At 68.9% G+C, this 21213-nt stretch carries 20 protein-coding genes, 1 tRNA gene and 1 pseudogene; 3 read left to right on the forward strand and 19 right to left on the reverse strand.

Going from position 1 to position 21213, the window contains the following annotated elements; all coding sequences use genetic code 11:
- Positions 1-193: 193 nt before the first annotated feature.
- From rho to FEF34_RS11640, 7 genes are all read right to left on the reverse strand, one after another.
- Positions 194-2179, reverse strand: a complete 1986-nt coding sequence (rho, locus tag FEF34_RS11610; protein WP_138053111.1) for a transcription termination factor Rho — start codon at positions 2177-2179, stop codon at positions 194-196.
- 390 nt (positions 2180-2569) lie between these two features.
- Positions 2570-3487 (reverse strand): homoserine kinase, encoded by a 918-nt coding sequence (thrB, locus tag FEF34_RS11615; protein WP_138053112.1) that lies wholly within the window; start codon positions 3485-3487, stop codon positions 2570-2572.
- A 484-nt stretch (positions 3488-3971) separates the two neighbouring features.
- Positions 3972-5039 carry a threonine synthase gene (gene thrC, locus FEF34_RS11620; RefSeq protein WP_138053113.1) on the reverse strand — a complete coding sequence of 356 codons (1068 nt, stop codon included), beginning with the start codon at positions 5037-5039 and terminating at the stop codon, positions 3972-3974.
- A gap of 6 nt (positions 5040-5045) precedes the next feature.
- On the reverse strand, positions 5046-6338 hold the full coding sequence (locus FEF34_RS11625) for a homoserine dehydrogenase (protein ID WP_138053114.1): 1293 nt from the start codon (positions 6336-6338) through the stop codon (positions 5046-5048).
- A gap of 96 nt (positions 6339-6434) precedes the next feature.
- Positions 6435-7826 carry a diaminopimelate decarboxylase gene (gene lysA, locus FEF34_RS11630; RefSeq protein WP_138053115.1) on the reverse strand — a complete coding sequence of 464 codons (1392 nt, stop codon included), beginning with the start codon at positions 7824-7826 and terminating at the stop codon, positions 6435-6437.
- A 13-nt stretch (positions 7827-7839) separates the two neighbouring features.
- Positions 7840-9036 carry an ArgS-related anticodon-binding protein NrtL gene (gene nrtL / locus FEF34_RS11635; protein WP_138053116.1) on the reverse strand — a complete coding sequence of 399 codons (1197 nt, stop codon included), beginning with the start codon at positions 9034-9036 and terminating at the stop codon, positions 7840-7842.
- A gap of 55 nt (positions 9037-9091) precedes the next feature.
- Complete coding sequence (locus FEF34_RS11640; protein WP_138057418.1) at positions 9092-9517, reverse strand: response regulator; 426 nt, start codon at positions 9515-9517, stop codon at positions 9092-9094.
- A 454-nt stretch (positions 9518-9971) separates the two neighbouring features.
- On the opposite strand from FEF34_RS11640, the gene FEF34_RS11645 reads away from it, so the two are divergent.
- Positions 9972-10043, forward strand: a tRNA-Arg gene (locus tag FEF34_RS11645).
- Positions 10044-10317: 274 nt separating this feature from the next.
- Here FEF34_RS11645 and FEF34_RS11650 read toward each other — a convergent pair.
- The 8 genes and pseudogenes from FEF34_RS11650 to FEF34_RS11685 all read right to left on the reverse strand — a co-directional run.
- Positions 10318-11694, reverse strand: a pseudogene (locus FEF34_RS11650) (tyrosine-type recombinase/integrase); the annotation flags it as partial.
- Positions 11691-11903, reverse strand: a complete 213-nt coding sequence (locus tag FEF34_RS11655; RefSeq protein WP_138053118.1) for a helix-turn-helix transcriptional regulator — start codon at positions 11901-11903, stop codon at positions 11691-11693. The pseudogene FEF34_RS11650 and the gene FEF34_RS11655, both read right to left, overlap by 4 nt.
- Complete coding sequence (locus FEF34_RS11660) at positions 11893-13263, reverse strand: replication initiator (protein ID WP_138053119.1); 1371 nt, start codon at positions 13261-13263, stop codon at positions 11893-11895. The genes FEF34_RS11655 and FEF34_RS11660 overlap by 11 nt, the downstream gene beginning before the upstream one ends.
- Positions 13260-13520, reverse strand: coding sequence for a hypothetical protein (locus tag FEF34_RS11665; RefSeq protein ID WP_138053120.1), 261 nt, complete (start codon positions 13518-13520; stop codon positions 13260-13262). Before FEF34_RS11665 ends, FEF34_RS11660 begins: the two co-directional genes overlap by 4 nt.
- 104 nt (positions 13521-13624) lie before the next feature.
- Complete coding sequence (locus FEF34_RS11670; protein WP_138053121.1) at positions 13625-13915, reverse strand: hypothetical protein; 291 nt, start codon at positions 13913-13915, stop codon at positions 13625-13627.
- Between the two features lie 35 nt (positions 13916-13950).
- Positions 13951-14145 carry a hypothetical protein gene (locus tag FEF34_RS11675; protein WP_138053122.1) on the reverse strand — a complete coding sequence of 65 codons (195 nt, stop codon included), beginning with the start codon at positions 14143-14145 and terminating at the stop codon, positions 13951-13953.
- A 12-nt stretch (positions 14146-14157) separates the two neighbouring features.
- Positions 14158-15477, reverse strand: coding sequence for an FtsK/SpoIIIE domain-containing protein (locus FEF34_RS11680; RefSeq protein ID WP_138053123.1), 1320 nt, complete (start codon positions 15475-15477; stop codon positions 14158-14160).
- Positions 15477-15827 carry an SCO3933 family regulatory protein gene (locus FEF34_RS11685; RefSeq protein ID WP_138053124.1) on the reverse strand — a complete coding sequence of 117 codons (351 nt, stop codon included), beginning with the start codon at positions 15825-15827 and terminating at the stop codon, positions 15477-15479. The genes FEF34_RS11680 and FEF34_RS11685 overlap by 1 nt, the downstream gene beginning before the upstream one ends.
- Before the next feature lie 182 nt (positions 15828-16009).
- On the opposite strand from FEF34_RS11685, the gene FEF34_RS11690 reads away from it, so the two are divergent.
- On the forward strand, positions 16010-16750 hold the full coding sequence (locus FEF34_RS11690) for a GntR family transcriptional regulator (RefSeq protein WP_138053125.1): 741 nt from the start codon (positions 16010-16012) through the stop codon (positions 16748-16750).
- Positions 16751-17094: 344 nt separating this feature from the next.
- On the opposite strand, the gene FEF34_RS41195 is transcribed toward FEF34_RS11690, so the two are convergent.
- Positions 17095-17235 carry a hypothetical protein gene (locus tag FEF34_RS41195; protein ID WP_171052917.1) on the reverse strand — a complete coding sequence of 47 codons (141 nt, stop codon included), beginning with the start codon at positions 17233-17235 and terminating at the stop codon, positions 17095-17097.
- Between the two features lie 874 nt (positions 17236-18109).
- Between FEF34_RS41195 and FEF34_RS11695 the strand changes: the two genes are divergently transcribed.
- Positions 18110-18400: a hypothetical protein gene (locus FEF34_RS11695; RefSeq protein ID WP_138053126.1), complete on the forward strand. Its 291-nt coding sequence runs from the start codon at positions 18110-18112 to the stop codon at positions 18398-18400.
- On the opposite strand, the gene FEF34_RS44200 is transcribed toward FEF34_RS11695, so the two are convergent.
- From FEF34_RS44200 to FEF34_RS11710, 3 genes are all read right to left on the reverse strand, one after another.
- The gene (locus FEF34_RS44200) at positions 18302-18655 is read right to left on the reverse strand and encodes a DUF6959 family protein (RefSeq protein WP_407698271.1); all 354 of its coding nucleotides are present in this window, start codon (positions 18653-18655) and stop codon (positions 18302-18304) included. The two genes, FEF34_RS11695 and FEF34_RS44200, sit on opposite strands and share 99 nt — an antisense overlap.
- Positions 18656-18770: 115 nt before the next feature.
- On the reverse strand, positions 18771-19445 hold the full coding sequence (locus FEF34_RS11705; RefSeq protein ID WP_199800661.1) for a formylglycine-generating enzyme family protein: 675 nt from the start codon (positions 19443-19445) through the stop codon (positions 18771-18773).
- A gap of 343 nt (positions 19446-19788) precedes the next feature.
- Positions 19789-21063, reverse strand: coding sequence for a TerD family protein (locus FEF34_RS11710; RefSeq protein ID WP_138053127.1), 1275 nt, complete (start codon positions 21061-21063; stop codon positions 19789-19791).
- Positions 21064-21213 lie beyond the last annotated feature (150 nt).

Raw genomic sequence — 21213 nt, forward strand, 5'->3', positions numbered from 1 at the left:
GCTTAGTGGGCAGCACGCCTCAGGAGGCCCCCCGGCCTCGGCTGGTGCCGCGCAGTGGATTCCCCCCACCCGGATCCGCCGATGATACGCGTGTCAACTGACGGTTGACCAGCGGACGGTGGGGCTCCGGAGAAACGAGACCGCCCCGTCACCTTCGGGGTGACGGGGCGGTCCGGTTGCCGATGACGCGACGTCAGTCGCCGTTGCCCGGCGCGGGCGTCGTCTTCTGGATCTGCAGCAGGAACTCGGCGTTCGACTTCGTCTGCTTCATCTTGTCGAGCAGCAGCTCGATCGCCTGCTGCTGGTCGAGTGCGTGCAGCACCCGGCGCAGCTTCCAGACGATGGCGAGCTCCTCGCCGCTGAGCAGGATCTCCTCCTTACGGGTGCCGGACGCGTCGACGTCCACCGCGGGGAAGATGCGCTTGTCGGCGAGCTTCCGGTCGAGCTTGAGCTCCATGTTGCCGGTGCCCTTGAACTCCTCGAAGATCACCTCGTCCATGCGCGAGCCGGTGTCGACCAGCGCGGTGGCCAGGATGGTCAGCGAGCCGCCGTCCTCGATGTTGCGCGCGGCGCCGAAGAAGCGCTTCGGCGGGTAGAGCGCGGTCGAGTCGACACCACCGGACAGGATGCGGCCGGAGGCCGGGGCCGCCAGGTTGTACGCACGGCCCAGCCGGGTGATGGAGTCCAGCAGGACGACCACGTCGTGGCCCAGCTCGACGAGGCGCTTGGCGCGCTCGATGGCCAGCTCGGCGACCGTGGTGTGGTCCTCGGCCGGGCGGTCGAAGGTCGAGGAGATGACCTCGCCCTTGACCGACCGCTGCATGTCGGTGACCTCTTCCGGACGCTCGTCGACGAGGACGACCATCAGGTGGCACTCGGGGTTGTTGTGGGTGATCGCGTTGGCGACCGCCTGCATGATCATGGTCTTGCCGGTCTTCGGCGGGGCCACGATCAGACCGCGCTGGCCCTTGCCGATCGGCGACACGAGGTCGATGATCCGCGTGGTCAGCACGCCCGGGTCGGTCTCCAGACGGAGCCGGTCCTGGGGGTAGAGCGGGGTCAGCTTGTTGAACTCCGGGCGGCCGCGGCCGGATTCGGGCGCCATGCCGTTGACGGAGTCCAGACGGACCAGCGCGTTGAACTTCTCGCGGCGCTCGCCCTCCTTGGGCTGCCGGACCGCGCCGGTGACGTGGTCGCCCTTGCGCAGGCCGTTCTTGCGGACCTGGGCGAGGGACACGTACACGTCGTTCGGGCCGGGCAGGTAGCCGGAGGTCCGGATGAACGCGTAGTTGTCCAGGATGTCCAGGATGCCCGCGACGGGGATCAGGACGTCGTCCTCGGCGAGCTGCGGCTCGCCGCCGAACTCCTCGCGGCCGCGACGGCCGCGGCGGTCGCGGTACCGGCCGCGGCGCCCGCGCCGGCCGCCCTGCTCGTCGTCGAAGTCGTCCTGCGGGCCGCCGCCCTGCCGCTGCTGCTGGCCGCCCTGCTGCTGGCGCTGGCCGCCGCCCTGCTGGTCGTCGCCCTTGCCGCCGCGGCGGTCGCGCTGACGGTCACGGCGGTCGCCGCGCTCACCGCGGTCGCGCCGGCCGTCGCCGCGACGGCCCTCGGCGGTCTCGGTGGCCGCCTCGGCCTTGGCCTCCGGCTGTCCCTCGGTCCTGGTCTCGGACCGGACCTCGGTCTTGAGGTCGCCCTTCGCCTCGCCCTTGGCCGCGTCGCCCTCCGGGCTGCCCGCGGGAGCGGTGGCCCGGCGGCGACGGCGCTCGCCCGCCGGGGCGTCGTCGCTGGCCGGCTGACCGGGGATGTCGATCTGCTGCTGGGCGGCGGGGGCCTCGGCCTTCGGCTCGGCGGCGGCCTCACCCGTACGGGCCTTGGAGGCGGCGCGGCGCTTCGGCTTCGTCTCGGCGGCGCCGCCGCTCGCCTCGGAGCCCTTCGCGGGGGCTCCTCCGGCGGCCTGCGCCTCCTTGATGACCTCGATCAGCTGGCTCTTGCGCATCCGCGCGGTGCCCCTGATCCCGAGGCCCGAGGCGACCTGCTGGAGCTCGGCCAGGACCATGCCCTCGAGGCCGGTGCCGGAACGGCGGCGCCGGGAGGTGGTGCCAGTGGCAGCACCTGCGGCGGGCGCGGCGGTGTCGACACTGTTGTCGGCAGTCACGCCCATCAGATCGGTGGTGTCGCTCACGAAGGGTCCTTCCCTGGAGCGGACGTCGGCCTTCTGGCTCGGCGACCGGTTGTGCTGTCCGGCGCGGTCTTCGATCTTTCTGATCGCGGACCGGAACCGGGGCGGTGGTCCGCCGGGGTACGGCGGAGGAATGTACGTGCTAGGTCCGGCCCGAGTTCCCCCTGCTCGGCCCTCTCTTCGGGAAAAGCGAGGGGTGTCGTGCCGGTTCCGGAGCGTGCTCGAAACTGCTCAGGCAGGCTGCTCAGGCAGTTGGGGAGGCTCCCGGAAGAATGGTGGTCCCGGAAAGGGACACGAAGCACCGCGCCACAAGATTGTGGGCTGCGTACTTGAGGTTAACACTACCGGCTCCAACAAACATTCCCCCTCTCCGTCACCGGCAATCCCGTGTCGCTACGAAGCGAGCGGGAGAACGCTGGCTCCCGCGGCGTCGAGGGCGAGCCTGTTCGCCGCCCAGCCCTCGCCCGCCAGCCGTGCGACCTTGTCGGCCGCACCCTCCTCGGCCAGCGCGAGCACGGTGGGGCCCGCACCGGAGATGACCGCGGGGACGCCGTCGGCGCGCAGTCGGTTCACCAGGTCCACGCTCTGCGGCATCGCAGGGGCACGGTACTCCTGGTGGAGACGGTCCTCGGTGGCGGGAAGCAGCAGCTCGGGGCGCCTGGTGAGGGCCTCGACGAGCAGCGCGGCCCGGCCCGCGTTGACGGCGGCGTCCACATGCGGGACCGTGCGCGGCAGCAGCCCGCGGGCGGTCTCGGTGAGCACCGGCCTGCTCGGCACGAAAACCACCGGAACGATGGATTCGGATGGGTCCATCCTGATCGCACGGGCCGCGCCGGCGTCGGTCCAGGCGAGGGTGAACCCGCCGAGGAGGCAGGCGGCGACGTTGTCGGGGTGACCCTCGATCTCGGTGGCGAGCTCCAGCAGCGCCGCGTCGTCGAGCCTGGCGTCGCCGCCTATGGTCACCGCCCGGGCGGCCACGATGCCCGCGCAGATGGCGGCCGAGGAGGAACCGAGCCCGCGGCCGTGCGGAATGCGGTTCGCGCAGACGACCTCCAGGCCGCGGGGCTGCCCGCCGAGCAGGTCGAAGGCCGTGCGCAGCGAGCGGACGAGGAGATGGCTCTCGTCGCGCGGCAGCGTCTCGGCCCCCTCACCGGCGATGTCGATGTGCAGCCCGGTGTCGGCGACACGGACGACGACATCGTCGTACAGGCCCAGCGACAGGCCGAAGGCGTCGAAGCCCGGTCCGAGGTTGGCGCTGGTGGCGGGCACGCGCACTCGGACGGCGGCGGCACGGAACGCGGGACCGGCCATCGATCGACGACACTCCTTGGGTTCTGATCGGTGCTGATCTCGATGATCTGTGTGATCGGGTCTGATCGGCGTGGTGATGACGTGAAGATGCGAAGACCCACGGGCCGGTGACGGCGGCGACCGCGGCATATGCGGCGGCGGGGTTGCGTACAGCCTATCCAAGGAAGGTTCCGCGGCGACACAGGGCGCACAGGAGGCGCACGATGCGTGTCGCACTCCCCTGTGTGCCTCATCGGGGCATGCCGGGCGACTTGCCGTCTACGCGCGCCACGCTCGCGAGACGCGGGCCCGGCGCACGGGAGCCCCCTCGCGGGCGCCCGCGTCCCCGCGGCACCGCCACCGGTGGCGGGCACGCGAGCCGGTGGCGGACACGGCCGCACCGACTCGTGCGGCCGCTCCCGCGCACCGCACGACGCCTCTCCCGCGCGCCCCGCGGACGGGGACGATACCGGGCGGTACCGGTTCCCACCCGGACGGGAACGCCTCAGACGAGCCCGAGCTGCCGTGCCGCCGCGGCCGCGTCCACCGGGACCGTGAGCGGCTGGGGTGCCCCGGCGACCGCCCAGTCGGGGTCCTTCAGGCCGTTGCCCGTGACCGTGCAGACGATCCGCTGGCCGGCGTCGACCTTGCCCTCCTCGGCGGCCTTGAGTAGTCCGGCCACCGAGGCGGCCGAGGCGGGCTCCACGAAGACGCCCTCGCGCGAGGCCAACAGCTTGTAGGCACGCAGGATCTGACGATCGGTCACCTCGTCGATGAAACCGCCCGACTCCTCCTTGGCCGCCAGCGCGAACTCCCAGGACGCGGGATTGCCGATCCGGATGGCGGTCGCGATCGTCGACGGGTCCTTGACGACCTCGCCACGTACGATGGGCGCGGAACCGGACGCCTGGAAGCCCCACATACGGGGGGTACGGGCCGACATCCCGTCCGCCGCGTACTCCTTGTAGCCCTTCCAGTACGCCGTGATGTTGCCGGCGTTGCCGACGGGCAGCACATGGACGTCCGGCGCGTCGCCGAGCGCGTCGACGATCTCGAAGGCCGCGGTCTTCTGGCCCTCGATCCGGACCGGGTTCACCGAATTGACCAGCGCCACGGGGTAGTTCTCGGACAGCCCCCGGGCCAGCACCAGACAGTCGTCGAAGTTGCCGTCGACCTGCAGGATCTTCGCCCCGTGGACCAGCGCCTGCCCCAGCTTGCCCATCGCGATCTTGCCCTGCGGGATCAGCACGGCGGACACCATTCCGGCGCGGCCGGCGTAGGCCGCCGCGGACGCCGAGGTGTTGCCGGTGGAGGCGCAGATGACGGCCTTCGCGCCCTCCTCCTTGGCCCTGGTGATCGCCATCGTCATCCCGCGGTCCTTGAAGGACCCGGTCGGGTTGGCGCCCTCGACCTTGAGATATACGTCACACCCCGTGGCCTCGGAGAGGGACTGCGCGAAGACGAGCGGCGTGCCGCCCTCGCCGAGCGTGACGACCGGCGTCGTGTCCGTCACCGGAAGCCGGTCGCGGTACTCCTCGATGATGCCGCGCCACTGGTGTGTGCGAGTGCTCATGGGTCCTTACTCTCCTTCAACCCGCATGATGCTGGCGACACCGCGCACGGTGTCGAGCTTGCGCAGCGCCTCGACGGTCCCCGAAAGGGCGGCGTCGGGAGCGCGGTGGGTGACGACGACGAGCGATGCCTCGCCGTCCTTGCCCGTCTGGCGCACCGTGTCGATGGATACGCCGTGCTCGGCGAAGACCGTCGCCACATGGGCGAGCACACCCGGTTTGTCGGCCACGTCGAGGCTGATGTGGTACCGCGTCACGACCTCGCCCATCGGGCTGACGGGCAGCTGCGTGTACACGGACTCACCGGGCCCCGTCGCCTCGGCGAGCTTGTTGCGGCAGACGGCGACCAGGTCGCCGAGGACGGCGGATGCGGTCGGCGAACCGCCGGCCCCGGGGCCGTAGAACATCAGCCGGCCGGCCGCCTCGGCCTCGACGAACACCGCGTTGTACGCCTCGCGGACGGAGGCCAGCGGGTGGCTCAGCGGGATCATCGCCGGGTGCACGCGGGCCGTGACCGACCGGCCGTCAGCCGCCCGCTCGCAGATCGCCAGCAGCTTGATGGTGCAGCCCATCTGCTTGGCGGAGGCGAAGTCCGCGGCGGTGACCTCGGTCATGCCCTCGCGGTACACGTCGTCGAGGCGCACCCGGGTGTGGAAGGCGATTCCGGCGAGGATCGCCGCCTTGGCGGCGGCGTCGAAGGCCTCGACGTCGGCGGTCGGGTCGGCCTCGGCGTACCCGAGGGCGGTGGCCTCGTCCAGCGCCTCGGAGTAGCCGGCGCCGGAGGTGTCCATCTTGTCGAGGATGAAGTTCGTCGTGCCGTTGACGATGCCGAGGACCCGGTTGACCTTGTCGCCCGCAAGGGACTCGCGCAGCGGCCTGATCAGCGGGATCGCACCGGCCACGGCGGCCTCGAAGTAGAGGTCCCGGCCGTGTTTCTCGGCGGCGGCGTACAGCGTGGCGCCGTCCTCCGCGAGCAGCGCCTTGTTGGCCGAGACCACCGAGGCGCCGTGCTCGAAGGCGGTGGTGATCAGCGTCCGGGCGGGCTCGATACCGCCGATGACCTCGACGACGACGTCGATGTCGCCGCGCGAGACGAGCGCCTTGGCGTCGGTGGTGATGAGCTCCTGCGCGATCCCCTCACGGACCTTGGCGGGGCGGCGGACGGCGACCCCGGCGAGCTCCACCGGGGCCCCGATCCGCGCGGCGAGGTCGCCGGCGTGCGTCGTCATGATGCGCGCCACCTCTGAGCCGACCACTCCACAGCCCAGCAGCGCCACCTTCAGCGGACGCGTACGCATCATCCGACCTCGATTCCTTCATAAAGCAGAGTGCGAACCAGTCTCACCCACCGCACGGGGCTTTCCGCCCCCCGTCCGGATTCTGAGACATATATTTCATCAGCCGACATCCAGACGCAGGAGATCTTCCTCCGTCTCACGCCGGACGATCACCTTCGCCTCACCGTCGCGCACGGCGACGACGGGCGGGCGGAGCGCGTGGTTGTAGTTGCTGGCCATGGAGCGGCAGTACGCGCCGGTCGCGGGCACCGCGATCAGGTCGCCCGGCGCCAGGTCGGCGGGCAGGAAGGCGTCCCGTACGACGATGTCGCCGCTCTCGCAGTGCTTGCCGACGACGCGGACCAGCATCGGCTCGGCGTCACTCGCCCGGGAGACGAGAGCCACGCTGTACTCGGCGTCGTACAGCGCGGTCCGGATGTTGTCGGACATGCCGCCGTCGACGCTGACGTACGTCCGCAGCCCGTCGAGCGGCTTGATCGTGCCGACCTCGTACAGCGTGAAGGCGGTCGGCCCGACGATCGCCCGGCCCGGCTCCACGGAGATGCGGGGGGTGCGCAGACCGGCCGCCTCGCACTCACGGGTGACGATCTCGCTCAGCGCCTTGGCGATCTCGTGCGGCTCGCGCGGGTCGTCGTCGGAGGTGTACGCGATGCCGAGGCCGCCGCCGAGGTCGATCTCGGGGAGCTCGACGCCGTGCTCGTCCCGGACCTCCTTCAGCAGTCCGACCACCCGGTGGGCGGCCACCTCGAAGCCGGAGGTGTCGAAGATCTGCGAGCCGATGTGCGAGTGGATGCCGATGAGCTCCAGCCCGTCGAGCCGAAGGGCCCGCCGCACCGCCTCGGCCGCCTGGCCGCCGGCGAGCGCGAGACCGAACTTCTGGTCCTCGTGCGCGGTGGCGATGAACTCGTGGGTGTGCGCCTCGACGCCGACGGTGACGCGGATCTGGACGCGCTGGCGCCTGCCGAGGGACCGGGCGATGTGCGCGACACGGACGATCTCCTGGAAGGAGTCGAGGACGATGCGCCCGACACCCGCCCGTACCGCCTTCTCGATCTCCTCCGGGGACTTGTTGTTGCCGTGGAAGGCGATGCGCTCGGCGGGCATCCCGGCGTCGAGCGCGGTCGACAGCTCGCCGCCGGAACAGACGTCGAGGTTGAGCCCCTCCTCGTTCAACCAGCGCACGACGGCGCGGGAGAGGAACGCCTTGCCCGCGTAGAAGACGTCGGCGTCCTTGCCGAAGGCATCGGCCCAGGCACGGCAGCGGGCGCGGAAGTCGGCCTCGTCGAGGAAGTAGGCTGGGGTGCCGAACTCCTCGGCGAGCCTGGTGACTTCGATGCCGGCGACAGTGACGACACCGTCGGCGGAGCGGTTCACGGTGCGCGACCAGACCTTCTCGTCCAGCACGTTGAGATCGGCCGGCGGGGCGGCGTAGTGGCCCTCGGGGAGGACGTCGGCGTAGCGGGGCCCGGCGGGGTGTGCGGAACGGCTCATTCTTCTCTCACATCTACAGGTGTTCGGGTGCGCTGATGCCGAGCAGGGCCAGGCCACCGGCCAGCACCGTCCCGGCGGCTTCGGCGAGGGCGAGCCGGGAGCGGTGGGCGGCCGAGGGTTTCTCGTCACCGAGGGGCAGCACGGTCTGCTGGAATCCGAGCAGGGCGTCGGCGGTGGCCTCGAGATGGCGCGCGACCCGGTCGGGGGCGCGCAGCCGGGCGGCGGACTCCAGGACGGCGGGATGGTCGCCCAGAGCGGTGAGGAGGGCGGAGGCGGCCGCGGTACCGCGAGCGCGACCGGACGGGAGCGGGCCTGCGATGCCGCGCACAGACCTCGGCGGGAACGGACCCTCGATGCCGCGAACAGACCTCGGCGGGAGCGGGCCTTCATACGCATCGTGCGCGAGGGGGACGTCCCCGTCGTGCGAGGCGCCCCCGTCACACGCGACGTTCCCCCCGTGCGGGACATCCCCGACGCACAAGACATCCTCGTCGTACGCGATGCCGCCGTCGTACGCGACGGGGATGCCGAGCCGGTCGGCCGCGCGCAGGAGGGCCCGGCTGCGGGAGTACGCGTATCTGACCCGGAAGAGCGCGTTCGACTCCTTCTGTACGAGCAGGGCGCCGTACGCGAGCGGCTGGTCGTGGGCGGCGGGCCGGAGCAGCGCCCAGAGGGCGGCATCACGGCCGGCATGCTCGAGGATCGCCTCGTCCTGCACGGGCAGTGCGGTGATCCGCTCGCTGCCCCCGGGCTCGACGAGGGCGGTCGCGCCCTGAGCCGCCAGCAACCGCACGACGGTGTCGGTGATCACCCGGGCGCGCAGCTCGCGGGCGGGCTCGAAGCCGAAGCGGACCCCGGAGAGGCCGTCGCCGTGCCCGTACTCAAGGCCGCGCTCGCCGATCGCACGCAGGAGCACGGCCGCCGGATTCCCGCGGAGGGTGAAGTTCAGGAAACCGGGGCCGGTGATCTCGACCCGGGCGATGCCGGGAGTGTCGGCGATCCGGGCCCTCAGCACTTCGGCGACGTCCCGGGCCTGCCGTCCGCTGGGCCCGGCGAGGCGGAGGGCGACATTGCTGGCGTAGTCGCCTCGTCCTCCGGGGCGGGGACGCTCGACCTTGATCCGCTCGGGTACGGGTGCCTGCAGGGCGCCCTCCTCGACCGCACGGCGCACGGCGCCCAGCACGGTACGTGAGAGATCTGCGGGGGTCACGGGACAAGCGTATGGGAGAGAGGGGGTGTGATCGCGAACCGGTTTCGCCATGCGGTCAGCCCCGCGTACTCCCCGCCCTCCCGGCACCATGCCTGCCGTCTAGGGACGGCGGGTCCTCCCCGTACATCAACCGCCGGACGAGCCGCACCAGCTCGGCGGGCTCGAAGGGCTTGGCGAGAAATGCGTCGACACCTGCGGCGATACCCGTGTCGACCTCCTGCTGCGTACAGGCGCTGATGATCGCGACGGGCACGCGCCTGGTCCTCGGGTCCGACCGCAGCCGCGCGGCGGTCCGCAGCCCGTCGAGCCGAGGCATCACCACGTCGAGCGTGATCACATCCGGCCGCACCTCGTGGACGACCTCCAGGCACTCGGCACCATCGGCCGCGGTCACGACCTCGAAGCCCTCCAGCTCGAGATTGACCCTGATCAGCTGCCGGATCACCCTGTTGTCGTCAACGACGAGCACCCGGCCGGACACGCCTGACACAACTCGAGAGTAGGTCCGCGAACGCACCCGCGTCCGGCTTTTCCCCACTTCTGCCCCGAACGGGGGTGCGGGGCGGGTGGATGGGCCGCACGGATGGGGCGCCCGGCAGGGGCGGGTGGATGGGCCCCATGGATGAGGCGCCCGGCAGGGGCGGCCGGAGTACGGCGCGGGTGGGGAGTACGGGTTGGGGCCCGGCAGAGGCAGCCGGAGTACGGGGTGCCCCGGACGCGGGCTTGGGCCTGGACCGGGGGGCATGGGCTTGGGCCGGGGGGCATGGGCTTGGGCCGGGACCGGGTGCCGGGCGCGTGGGCGGCCGGCCCCGGGGACGAACGGCCGGCGTCCCGCAGGGGTCTGCCGCCCCTCGGTCACGGGCTGGAAATACCTGTTCACGGGCACCCCATCAGAGCTGGTAGGGTTCTACCCGTCGCCGCCGAGAGCGGCGGACGCCCCCGTAGCTCAGGGGATAGAGCAACGGCCTCCGGAGCCGTGTGCGCAGGTTCGAATCCTGCCGGGGGCACCCTGTATGAGGTGCCCAAAGACCCCGTCACCAGCGGAAACGCTGAGAGCGGGGTCTTCGCGTATATGCAGGCGGATGCCGTCGAAGGCAGCCATTTGCCAGTGATCACGTAATGACGACGTAATGATCTTGGTGGGCTTTCCCGCAGGTCAGCGGCCGTTCCCGGGGGCCTTGAGCGTAACCGTGTGGACTATACGTGGACTGACGAACGGGAGCCCCGAACCTCTGTGGTCCGGGGCTCCCGTTCGTCGGTCATGTCGTTGTGTCAGTCCGGGGCGCCGTCCTCCCTCAGCCCCTGCATGATCCGGTCGTTCATCTCCTGCTCCTGGCCGTCGATGCACTTGGCATAGATCTTGAGCAGGACGTCCACCGAGTGACCCGCGCGAGCGGCGACCTCCGGCGCCGGGACACCGGAGTTGAGCCACTGGGAGACTCCGGCATGACGGAGGTCGTACGGCCGGAAGGCCAGGACCGACGACACCTGATGCGGCACGAGCGCCAGTTCCCGAGCCTGTTTCCATGCCCGCGAGTACGACGAGGCCGCGATCACGTTGCCCCGCTCGCTGGAGAACAGCCGGCCGTCCTCCGCCGTACCGAACTCCTTCAGATGCTCGCGGAGCAGCCGAACCAGCGGAGGAGGAATCGGCACGATGCGCACCTCACCGTCGGCTCGCTGCTTCAGGCCGCGCCGATCGTGTGCCTCGCCGGAGTCGGTCCACGCCTTTCCTGCCGTGGGACGGGTCTCCGTGAGTTCGATGCGGCCCCAGCCCGAAGCCGGAAGCGTGCAGTCGGACCGGCGAAGCCCGAGCGCCTCCCCTGGCCGCATGGCCGCGTAGTACAGGCACCCGAAGAACGCCCGCAGTCGCCGGCCACTGGCCCGGTCGTAGCCACCCACATAGGTAAGCGCGGTAAGCAGCTCCCGAGCCTGCCGAGGGTTGACCACCACACGGCGGTCAACCTCCTGCACCGGCCGTTTCCCCCGCTTGCGCCGGACCCGGCTCAGCGGATTGGACGGCAGGTGTTCGAGTTCGACCGCGTACTCCAGCGCGTTGAAGACCACTGCTCGACGTCGCCGGTAGGTCTGCGTTGCCGCAGGCTTACCGTCCAGCCTCCGGCCCAAAGCGTCGATCAGATCATGCGTACGAGTGATCTCCTGCAGCTCGCCCACCGGAAGCGAGGTCTTTTCGATCCACCGGACCGCCGCGGCGATCTCCTCAGGCCGCTCCCGCTCCCTGCGCGGCACGGGCAGAACGTAAGAGCGCAGAGCGCGCCGCAGCATCTCCGGAGAGGGCTGCCCCCGCCCAGGCTTGACCAGGGCGGGAACGACCGTTGCCAGTGCGTCGGTCATGCTGTCCCGCTGCTTGGCGGACGCCTCCGCCCACCGCGCATCCACGTACTTGACCGCCAGGTCGAGGAACGACAGCGCCGCCTTTCCACCACGCAGCGAGTCCGGCAGACCGGTCACGGTGTCGAACGGATCACCCTTGTCAGCGGCACGAAGGAGCTTTGCCCGGAAGCGGTCCGCCAGCGCCTTCGTCTTGTGCGACTCGTGGAACGGCGCACCGTCCACGGACCAACGGACGAGATACGTCGGCTTCTTCGCAGAGCGGTTGATACTGAGCTTCCAGATCACGACCTTGTACGACTTCACGAGACGGCCCCCTCCGCTCGTTCCTCCAACCAGTCGTTGAGCACGTCGCGCCGAACCCGAAGCTCCCCGTTCGGCAGGCGAATACAGGGCGGAGCGAGGCGCAGTTCCCGCCACCGATAGAAGGTGCGCCGGGAGATCCCGCCCAGTTCATCGAGCACCTGCCGCACCGTGAGCAGTTCAGCCGCCTTCGTACGGCTGTCACGCGCCATGACGACCACCGCCCTCCCGCACAGAGGCAGCCAGAAGCGCCGCTTCCGGTGAGTAGCCGCGCCCCGCGTAACGCCACTGGCCGACCGTGACGGTCGGGACGTCAGCCAGGCCGAGGGACGCCCGTTGCTGTTCCGCACGGTGCTCGGCACGGGCCCGCCGGAGAGCGGTCAGCGTCGTCGAGTAGCGGCGCGACTTGGAGGAGAAGTGGCCGCCGTACCCAAGCATGTGGGCCCAACGGCGCAGCCCGAGCGACTCGAAATCCGGCAGGCCACCGAGCCACCAACACGTGGCGATCATGCACAGCACATGCGCCCGCACGGGCAGCATGACCATGTCTCTCGCGCGGTAGATCCGGCCGTCCACCGCGCCGGCGGACTCCGCTCCCTTGGTGGCGTACTTGGCGATGTAGCCCGCCACGGTGGCCGGAGAAGCAGGCCGCTCCCCCGCGTCCCGTCGGTACGAGGTGACCGGGCGTACGTCGACCTGGGCCCCGAAGCGCAGAGCCCGCGGACCGATGACGCCCGCGCCGGGAGCGTTCAGCCGCACTCGTCCGACCACGGCCCGCACTGAGTCGACCAGGAGCGGGACAGTCGCCCAGTAGGGCGGATGCGAGTCGGAGCCGTCCGGGCCGTCGAGGCGGATCACGGCATGGAAGTGGACCAGGCCGCGCCGCTGGTACTCGGCGACCTTCGCGTACGACAGCCGGGCGACATCCCCGAACTCGGTACGAGACAGCCCGGCTCGCCGTGCGACCTCCCGCCGCAGTTCAAGCCCGAAGCGGTGCCAGAGCCGACCGGCGAACGCGTGCCAGAGGACGGCTCCCGCGTAGTCGTAGCAGCGCGGGCAGAGGGGTTCGCCGAGACGAGGGTCGTCCGCCGGGTGCCGCTCCCGGCATCCGGTCGGAGTCCCGTGCGGGCAGCGGTCCCTTTTCCGGCGAGGCCGACAGGGCAACATGCGTCCGTCACGTTCTCGGCGGGTGTGGACCGGGCCGAACCCGGGGGCGGTGAGCGTGGCGAACACCCGCGGGTGACCGCTCACGGCCTCCGGAACGTTCTTGCCGCCGACGAGACCGGCACGGACGAGTTGGTACGTGTCCGCCCGGTACAGGGCCGAGCAGGCCGGGCAGACCGTCGCCCGCCGGTTGCCGCATGCGGTGAGCAGGCGACCGCCGTAGACATCCGAGCCGTAGGAGAGCAGGGCGGCGCCGGTCGTCGTGTCGTAGACGGTTGCCGCGCCGACCAGGTGAATCGGGTTGGTGCAGCCACCGACGCGGACGATGTTCCGGCGCCATGCCGCGAACTCCGGCTCAGAAGCTCTGGTGACGAGAGCGGCAACGCTCTGCGGAATGGCGGTGGTCATCGGCGACCACCCCCGCCGCCGAACGCCTGCCCCATAACTGCCGAGATCCCTTCCGGCCGAGTCTTGGCGCTGAAGCGGAGTGTCGGGTCCGTGAGCCAGACGGCGGCCGCGTGCTCGGGACACAGCCACTGCTCGGTTCCGTCGAGTTCGACGAGGACGATCTGTTCCCGTCCGGCGCAGGTCGAGACCTGCGCGTCACGCTGCCTGAGGTCGCAGTCGGGCGACGGGGATTTGCGCGAATGATGCGCGGTGGACAAAGTGTGAGTGCTCCTTTCACTACTCATGTGGCGGATGGAGTGGGTTCCTGACGGGGTCGGGTTTGGCGACTTCGCGCCCCGTCGGGAGCCCGTCGTACGGGCGATCACTGCCGCTCCTCGGGAGGAATCCCGACGACGCTGTACGAGATCGGTCCGAAGTCGCGGCGTGCGTCGAAGTAGCCCCGGCCGATGTCCTCCGTCGGCGCTCCGAGCGGAACGGCAACGAACTCCACACCGTCGCGGCGAGCGGCGGGGTCGGAGGCATCGACCAGGACGACGACGGAGGCGTGACGGGGCACGACGACGGCCGGGTTGGCGGTCAGGAAGTCGACCAGCTCCCGCAGGCCGGCCAGGAAGGCGGCACGGTCACCGGCGCGGATGACGTAGTCGGACACAGGAAGTCCCCTTGTCTGGTCTGTAGTGGGGCGTTTCAGAAGCGGAGTTGGCCGAGGAAGCCGTTCACTCCGTCGAGGAGGGCCTGAACCACGGGCGCGGCCATGGTCCGGGCGAGCAGGAAGCCGAAGGCTCCGCAGAGCAGCGCGTCGGCCCACCTCAGGTACCGGATGCGCAGGAGGAACCAGATCAGCAGGCCGAGCAGCAGAACGGCCGACATGGACACCAGCACGGCAGGCCCCTTTCACGGTGCTTCGACGTGCAGTTCGGACAGGACGGGAGTCAGGTGCGCGTACTCGGCGGCGACGGCTTCGGCCTCCGCTTCCGTGATCAGGTGGGACCGGGCCCGCTCCCAGCCGTCGCCGGAGGCGAGGACGGCCGTACCGGCCTGTTCCGGGGTGATGGCCTGCGCCGCCTTCAGCGCGTCGGGGTTGAGGTCGCCAAGAGCCATCTCGGCCGTACCGGGGTCGGCCACGCGGTGGCACACCCGGCCGCCCAGCTGTGCCCGCAGCGCGGTGACACCGGGCCCCAGGTCGGAGCCGACGCGTTGGCCGGCGACGACGAGGAACACCCCGAGGGACGCTCCGAGTTGGGCCAGCCGGATCAGCGCCGTACCGGCCGCGTGCGCTTCGTCCTTCTCGTTTCGGCTCGCCACGAGGAACAATTCCGCGATCTCGTCGACGATCACGACGACGGGTACCGGGCGTTCCTTGCCGGACAGGCCCCAGATGTTCCGGACGCGAGCCGCCCGGCAGAGGGTCATCCGGTCAAGGGTCAGGTCGACGAGGGCGGCCAGCAGACGGACGGCTTGCTCTCGGTTCGTCGCGAGCGCGGACAACCTCGGTTCGTAGAGCGACAGTTCCATGCCGCCCTTGCAGTCGATCCCGACCAGGGCGACGGGTTGCGGGGCCAGGCCCGCCACGAGGGCATTGATCAGGGTGGACTTTCCGGAGCGGGTGGCCCCGACGATCAACCAGTGAGGCACGCGCCGCAGGTCGACCACCCATGCGGCCCCGGTCTCCAAGGCGCCCACGGTCACCCGGAGCAGATGGCCGGGCCCGCGCTGCTTCGGCACCCGAGGATCCGCCAACGGGTCGGCCGCCGAGGCGACGATCCGTACGACCCCCGGCTTCCAGGAGGTCACCCGCACCGAGTGCACCTGCCAGTTCTCCGCCATCGCGGGCGCAGCCTTGACGAAGTGCTCCGGGACCTGGCCCGGCAGCAGCCGGACGAGCAAGACGAAGCCGCTGGAAGTCGGGCGTATGAGTCCCCGCCGGGGCACGCGCGGCTGCGGCGGAGGCGCCCCTTTGCCGACGAGCCCGGACACCACGGTCAGCGCCGGCCGACGACTCACGGCGAGCCCGCAGCCGGCCATCAGAGGCCGCCAGGTCTGCACGACCCGGAAGGCCACGGCCGGGAAGCCGCATAACAGCCACCAGGCGACGGGATAGCGGCGGCGCAGCGCCGGGCCCGCCAGAAGCAGACCCGACACCAGCACTGCGGCCGCCACCAGCACCCAGCTCGGCCAGGTCGCACCGGCCGAAGTGGCGGAGGCCAGCTTCATCACTGACTGGCCCCCTTACCCGCCGGAGTAGCGGGAGCGCTCAGGGGCCGGATCTCCGCCGCTCGGAACGCGATCCCGTGCCGCCCCTCGTTCTCCCACGGCGTTGCGACCAGGTCCCGCACGGCCACCGGCATACCGAGCTGCACCCCGGCCGGCTCACCAGCCACGCTCACGTTCACGACGTCGGCCGATGTCCCCGCCATCAGGCAGAGGCCGACCTGATACATGGTCTTGCCCGTGTCGCGGTCAACGCGGAGCTGACCGGTATCCCGGTTGGCGACCCGCGGAGCCGGGGGAACGGCGCAGATGATCCCCGTGAACTTCGCGGTGTCGATCGGAAGGCTTGCCACTGTTCGGATCTCCTTGTCTTCGGCACCCGCAGGCCCATCCTGCGGGTTGCTTTACCACCCGTAGTACGGGTAGCCATAGCAAGAGTGACCACCCGTAGTACGGGTTGTCAACCGACCTAGCGATGAGCGAAGCTGTCTACGAACGTGGACAGCCGAACAAGACACGGCCACGGAGGGCCCGTATGCCGCCGAAGAACACGCAGCCGAAGTACCGGCAGATCGCCGACTACCTGCGCGAAGGCATCTTGGACGGCACCTTCCCCGCCGGCCAGCCACTCCCGTCCGAGGAGGCGTTGGCGAAGCAGTTCGGCGTGACGCGCCCCACAGTCCGTCAGGGCCTCAGCGAACTACGGGCATCCGGTCTCGTCGAAGCCATCATGGGCCGCGGCACCTTCGCCCGCTCTCCCCACAGCCGCCCCAGCCACACACGCCCGCGCGGCGTACGCCGGACCACAGACGGCCGCTACGTCGAGGCGGACGGCATCCGCTGGACAGACGCCGAGCCACCGGTAGCCACCCGCACCGACGCCCCTCTAGCCCTGGCCGATCTGCTCCGCATCCCGCCGGGCGAGCCGATGTTCACGTACGACGCCCTACAGACCGCAGACCACGGCCGCCTTCGCCAACTCCACCGCACGTACATCCCGTTCTCCGTGCTGCTCGACACGAAGTACGAGGAGGAGGCCCCTCCGCCGGCGCCGGAGCTCTACAGCGCGCTCGCAGACCTGGGCCACGAACTCCACTTCACGGAGTACGTCCGCACCCGCATGCCCCTTCCGGACCAGGCTCAAGCCCTACGACTCGCGGACGGAGTCCCACTACTGCACGTCATCCGCCTTACGCTCACCGACACGGACAAGCCTCTCGCTCTGGAGGAGTTCCACCTTCCGGGCCACGAGTTGGAGCTGTCGTTCCGGCTGTAGCACAGTCGAGTTGGCTCAGACTTTCTCTACGTCATCAAGGGCTCGCTCCGCTCGCCGCGCGCCCGGCTTGACGCCGGGCGACGCTCCTGTCTCCACCCCGCTCCGCCCGGCCGCCGGACGCGCGCGGCGCGAGCAGACATAGAGAAGACGGCTGGCATGGGGCTGGGGCGGTCGGCTCCACGGCTTTAGGCAGCCACCATGGGGCGAGCCTCGAAGATCGGGGGCCCACATCGGGCTATTGCGGGCAGGTCCAGAGACTGCCCGAGTCGCGGGAAGCTTACGGGCCCCCGATCTCTCGCCCCATGGCAGCTCCCGCCCAAAGCCGCTCCGCCGACCTCAGTGGGTCACTTGCGGATGATGCGACGCAGCTCCCGGATGACCTTGACGATGTCCTCGCGGCGGCAGCGCAGCAGCGCCACCAGGCCCAGGAGGACGAAAGTACCCCAGATCGCCAGGAAGATCATGCACCAGGGATTTTCGGACATAAGGAACAGACCTCTCTTGAGAGGCCTGTCGTCCGAGTTCACCAGGTGAGCCCGCGCGGCTCTTCGCACCGGAGCGACTAGGCACGCCTATTGCATGATCAATTCTTAGGCGAAGTAAGCGGAGCTCCAGCGTACGGCAAGGAGCCCGCTTCAGGAGCCGAACGCCGTTCCGTGCCCCATCCGTGCCCGAACGTGCGGGAAGCCAGGGGGAATCAGGGCGACAAGCGGGCACCGCAGAGCACAGCGGCCCCCAACCGAGTTACCTGGTCAGGGGCCGTTCACGTGCGGTGGGTGTGGGATTTGAACCCACGGTGACATCGCTGCCACGACGGTTTTCAAGATCGTTTACACTGTCTCCCCTATAGGCATCAGGCGACACTATGATGCTGCAATCGTTGCACTCTTTTCGCATGGTTCAACAGAACCATGCGCGGATAGTCCTGATGGAGGCAGCGACGGATATGGTGTGGTTAAATGTTTAGCTATGCCGCTTGCTTCGGATCCGTGGTACGCGAATGGCACGCTCTGGGCCGCCCTGAGCGTTTTCGTGACGGCCTTAGGTGTGGGAATTGGCGCATGGGCCACGAAGACAGCAGGGCGGTCGAAGCGGGCTGTCTGCTACTGGGCTAGCTCCCGTGTTCGAATGAAGCCTCATGATGGCGGAACTCCGCTCGCGACGGCTCTAACGGTCCAGCATGGAGGGGGTGAGCTGAGCGATCCCTATATAGTGTCTATTGCATTTTCAAATCGCGGTCGTCGTGACGTAACCAGCGACATGTTCCACAGTGGCAGTCTGCCTCGAATTAGGTTCAAGTCGCCAATCCTGGAGGTTTTCAATGTCCGATGCGCCTCGAGTAATTCGATCCCACCAACCGTGACCGCCAGTGGGCAAGATGTCGTCTTTAGCGATTTCTACCTTAAGGCGGGCGCAGAAGTCGACGTGAGCGTTCTCGTCGATGAGGAAAACCCTGTCGAGGAGGATGAACGTGGGCGGCTCGTAAAACCTGAAGTACTGGCGAATTTCACCGATGGACTCTTCGTTCCCGCCACGGATCGGAATGATCTCTCAATCCCGCGTCGCCAAGCATACTTCTTCCTGGCTTCGTTCTACATTCTGATGCTGATTGCTGCAGCATTGACTGCTTTTTTGCTCGGAAGTCTCTAGATCTGCGAGGTAGTTGTATTGCTCCGGTCCTGGTGATCTGAGCGTGGAGAGTGGCGCGGCCGAAGCCGTGGGAAGCAAACGACGGTCTCTGGGCAGTGATCGAGCTGCTGCTGCCCAAGGTTGAGCGTCGGCCCCGGCATCCGGGACGAAGGCGGCACCGGGCACGCGCACCACTGAGCTGTTGCCACCATCCGTGAACAGTTCAGCCTCGACACGCTCCATGCGGCCATCCAACCTGACATCACCAGTTGACATCAACGACAGCGGATGACCACGGCGTTGAGAGACCGAGCACGGTCACGCCCCCGGCGGTCAGGTCCCCCAAAGGCCCGTCCGATCGAACTTACAAGGCAGCTGTCACGCGCGATGTCTAGGCACACCCCGGACTGGTTGGCACAGGTGCAACGGGACGGACTGCGGTGAAGTCGTGGATCTCATAGCGGGTGGCGGAAAGCAACAACAGCCATTCATTGCAGCCTTGCCACGGATAGAGGTCGCCAGCACCTCCGCGCACCACGTGCGGTCCCTCCCCGGTGCGGGGACGTGCGTCCACCGGCGCGTCCGCGAAATGAGGGATCCACACGTCAGCGCAGATCTCGTTCGCCGACCCCATCGCCACCAACCCGAAGGCGTTCTCAGCTGCGGCAGTGCGCTCCTCGTCGGCGAAGTCGTCGAGCACCTGGCCCTCGTCCGGCCTCTCATCACCGCGGAAGGTCAGGGTGGTCGTGCCTGCCCGAGCCGCGTACTCCCACTCCGCCTCGCTGGGCAGTCGGAAGGGCAACGTCGCAAGCAGGTCGTCCAAGTCGTCCTGGAACCGGGCCGTGCTCGAAGCCGAGTCAGCGAAGCTGTCCTCATAGTCGGGTAGCCAGTGCCGTACCTGCGCGACCGTAAGCGGATGCCGAGCGATCATGAATGGCTCGACCCGCACTTCACGCACCGGCCGGGCTTGGACGGCACCAGCGAAGAACGGTTCGAGGTCGTCATCGGCGCCGTCGGCTCGCTCGATGGCACGGACCGCGTCCAGTTCCGCGTCGGACAAGCCCATCCGGAACGTCCCACCGGGAACGGCACGGAAGGCCACACCGGAGGGGGTGTGCCGCCAAGCCGGTCGGCCGGCCACGATCTCTTGAGCCCACATGGTGCCGGACGCTAGCAGTCGAGCATCACAGGTGAAGGAGGGGGCTCTAGATTCCATCGCGCAGCAGCTACAGATCACGAGGTGCCGTGCCACAACCGTGCCACATCAGACGGTCAGCCGCGGTCAACGACGGCTCGCTGCAGTCCACATACCTTGCTGAGCTGGGGACCGGCAAACCTGACTTGACCTGCGCACCCTCGACGACCCTGGCCACCAGGCTTACAAAGCAGATGTCGCTGATACCAGACCGCTACCAGCTATCCATAGTTTTGAATTCGACCTTCCCGGTGCTCATTCGGAAGTTCCCGTTGGAATACAAGGTGGGGCGAGCTTCCACATGATTCCCACTGTATTTCTCCACGTGTCGGATCTGAGCACCGCCAGGAACCGTAAAGTCGATCAGAGCAATGGCTACCCAGTAGGACAAATTGCGGTTGTTGAACAGGGGCACTGTAACGGTGGAGCCTCGTCCATCGGTGACAACTGCCCGGGCTCCGTACGACTTGAATGAACCAGTGCCGTTCTCTACTGCGCTGTAGGCACAGAGAAGGACGTAGCCCTGGAGGTCGGGACGACGGATCGTGATGGTCTCGCGTCCTGGAGCCCGGGAGTCGCCGTCCAGGGCAATGTACGGCGGGGCAAGGGGTGATCCGAGCTGCCGGTAGTAGATGACCTGATCTGTTTTGTTCGGACGCCTACCTTGCGGGGTGACGAGACTGCCAGGCACGTAGAGGGCGTATAGATCGAGGTCGGCGCCGGCTCGTCGTCGCGCTGCGCTTCCACCGTTCCATTCAAGTGTGGCCGTGACGACGAGATTTGGGTCGTCCTTGCGCATGTTGATGGTCGCCTGGCCAGCCTTGGTGAGGGCGACTCTCCCCAGGGGAACCGGAGGATGAGAGGCGGCCACCTGAGAGGCTGGAACAGTGGCTGGTGGGACGTTCGGTGCGTAGGTGGGTTGCGGCGGCACAGCGGGCCTATTCCGAGGGTGTGCGCCCGTCGCCATTGGTGATGCTTGAGTTGGGGATGGGCCTGGATCATCCACGACGATGCCAAAGTCTGAGGCGAGACCTGCCAGTCCGGTGTCCCATCCCTGGCCTACAGCCCGCACCTTCCACCCGCCTGCGCGTCTGTACAGCTCGATCAGGATGGCTACTGTCTCCCGGTCCGTGAGCGGCGGCGGTGAGAAGGTCGTCCGTGCGCCGCCACAGTCGAGAGCTGCCTGAGGGGTGTTGCTTGCGTCGAAGTGGGAGGCCTGCAGTTCGGGGTCGATGCTTGCGACGATGGCGATGCGATCAACCGTGGTAGGAACAGAGGCTAGGTCCGAGATGATGGTCTGCCCCTCAAGGGCGACACCATCCTGAGACGCATGGTTGTAGAAGACAAGATCGTCGTCGCTCCGAACCTTGCCATCCTGTCCCAGGAGAACGGCAGAGACATCGATGCCAGTAGTGGGGGAGGTAAGGGTGACGCGGCAGAGCCCTGCGGGCAGAGGCGCATTGCCGCCTTTGGGAAGAGTGGTAGTCATGCGCGACCTCTCGTGGCAATGTACACATCGTGGAGCCTCCGTCCGGGTCGTGTACGACAAACGCTGATGTTGCGCGCTTGAGCCTCAATTCGTGTCGATCACGCTCCTCGGGGGCGCACGACTGCCGCACCGGAAGGGCACCAGATAGAG

This window comes from Streptomyces marianii, from assembly GCF_005795905.1.
In the GTDB taxonomy this organism is placed as follows: domain Bacteria; phylum Actinomycetota; class Actinomycetes; order Streptomycetales; family Streptomycetaceae; genus Streptomyces; species Streptomyces marianii.

Bases quoted from the DNA above. Each gene is read 5' to 3' on its own strand.
- lysA (WP_138053115.1), bottom strand. From the start codon at position 7,826: ATGAGCCGTTCCGCACACCCCGCCGGGCCCCGCTACGCCGACGTCCTC.
- FEF34_RS11625 (WP_138053114.1), bottom strand. From the start codon at position 6,338: ATGATGCGTACGCGTCCGCTGAAGGTGGCGCTGCTGGGCTGTGGAGTG.
- FEF34_RS11705 (WP_199800661.1), bottom strand. From the start codon at position 19,445: ATGGGCTTGTCCGACGCGGAACTGGACGCGGTCCGTGCCATCGAGCGA.
- thrC (WP_138053113.1), bottom strand. From the start codon at position 5,039: ATGAGCACTCGCACACACCAGTGGCGCGGCATCATCGAGGAGTACCGC.
- FEF34_RS11690 (WP_138053125.1), top strand. From the start codon at position 16,010: ATGCCGCCGAAGAACACGCAGCCGAAGTACCGGCAGATCGCCGACTAC.
- FEF34_RS41195 (WP_171052917.1), bottom strand. From the start codon at position 17,235: ATGTCCGAAAATCCCTGGTGCATGATCTTCCTGGCGATCTGGGGTACT.
- FEF34_RS11655 (WP_138053118.1), bottom strand. From the start codon at position 11,903: ATGGCGCGTGACAGCCGTACGAAGGCGGCTGAACTGCTCACGGTGCGG.
- FEF34_RS11680 (WP_138053123.1), bottom strand. From the start codon at position 15,477: ATGAAGCTGGCCTCCGCCACTTCGGCCGGTGCGACCTGGCCGAGCTGG.
- FEF34_RS11710 (WP_138053127.1), bottom strand. From the start codon at position 21,063: ATGACTACCACTCTTCCCAAAGGCGGCAATGCGCCTCTGCCCGCAGGG.
- thrB (WP_138053112.1), bottom strand. From the start codon at position 3,487: ATGGCCGGTCCCGCGTTCCGTGCCGCCGCCGTCCGAGTGCGCGTGCCC.
- FEF34_RS44200 (WP_407698271.1), bottom strand. From the start codon at position 18,655: ATGTCAACTGGTGATGTCAGGTTGGATGGCCGCATGGAGCGTGTCGAG.
- FEF34_RS11660 (WP_138053119.1), bottom strand. From the start codon at position 13,263: ATGACCACCGCCATTCCGCAGAGCGTTGCCGCTCTCGTCACCAGAGCT.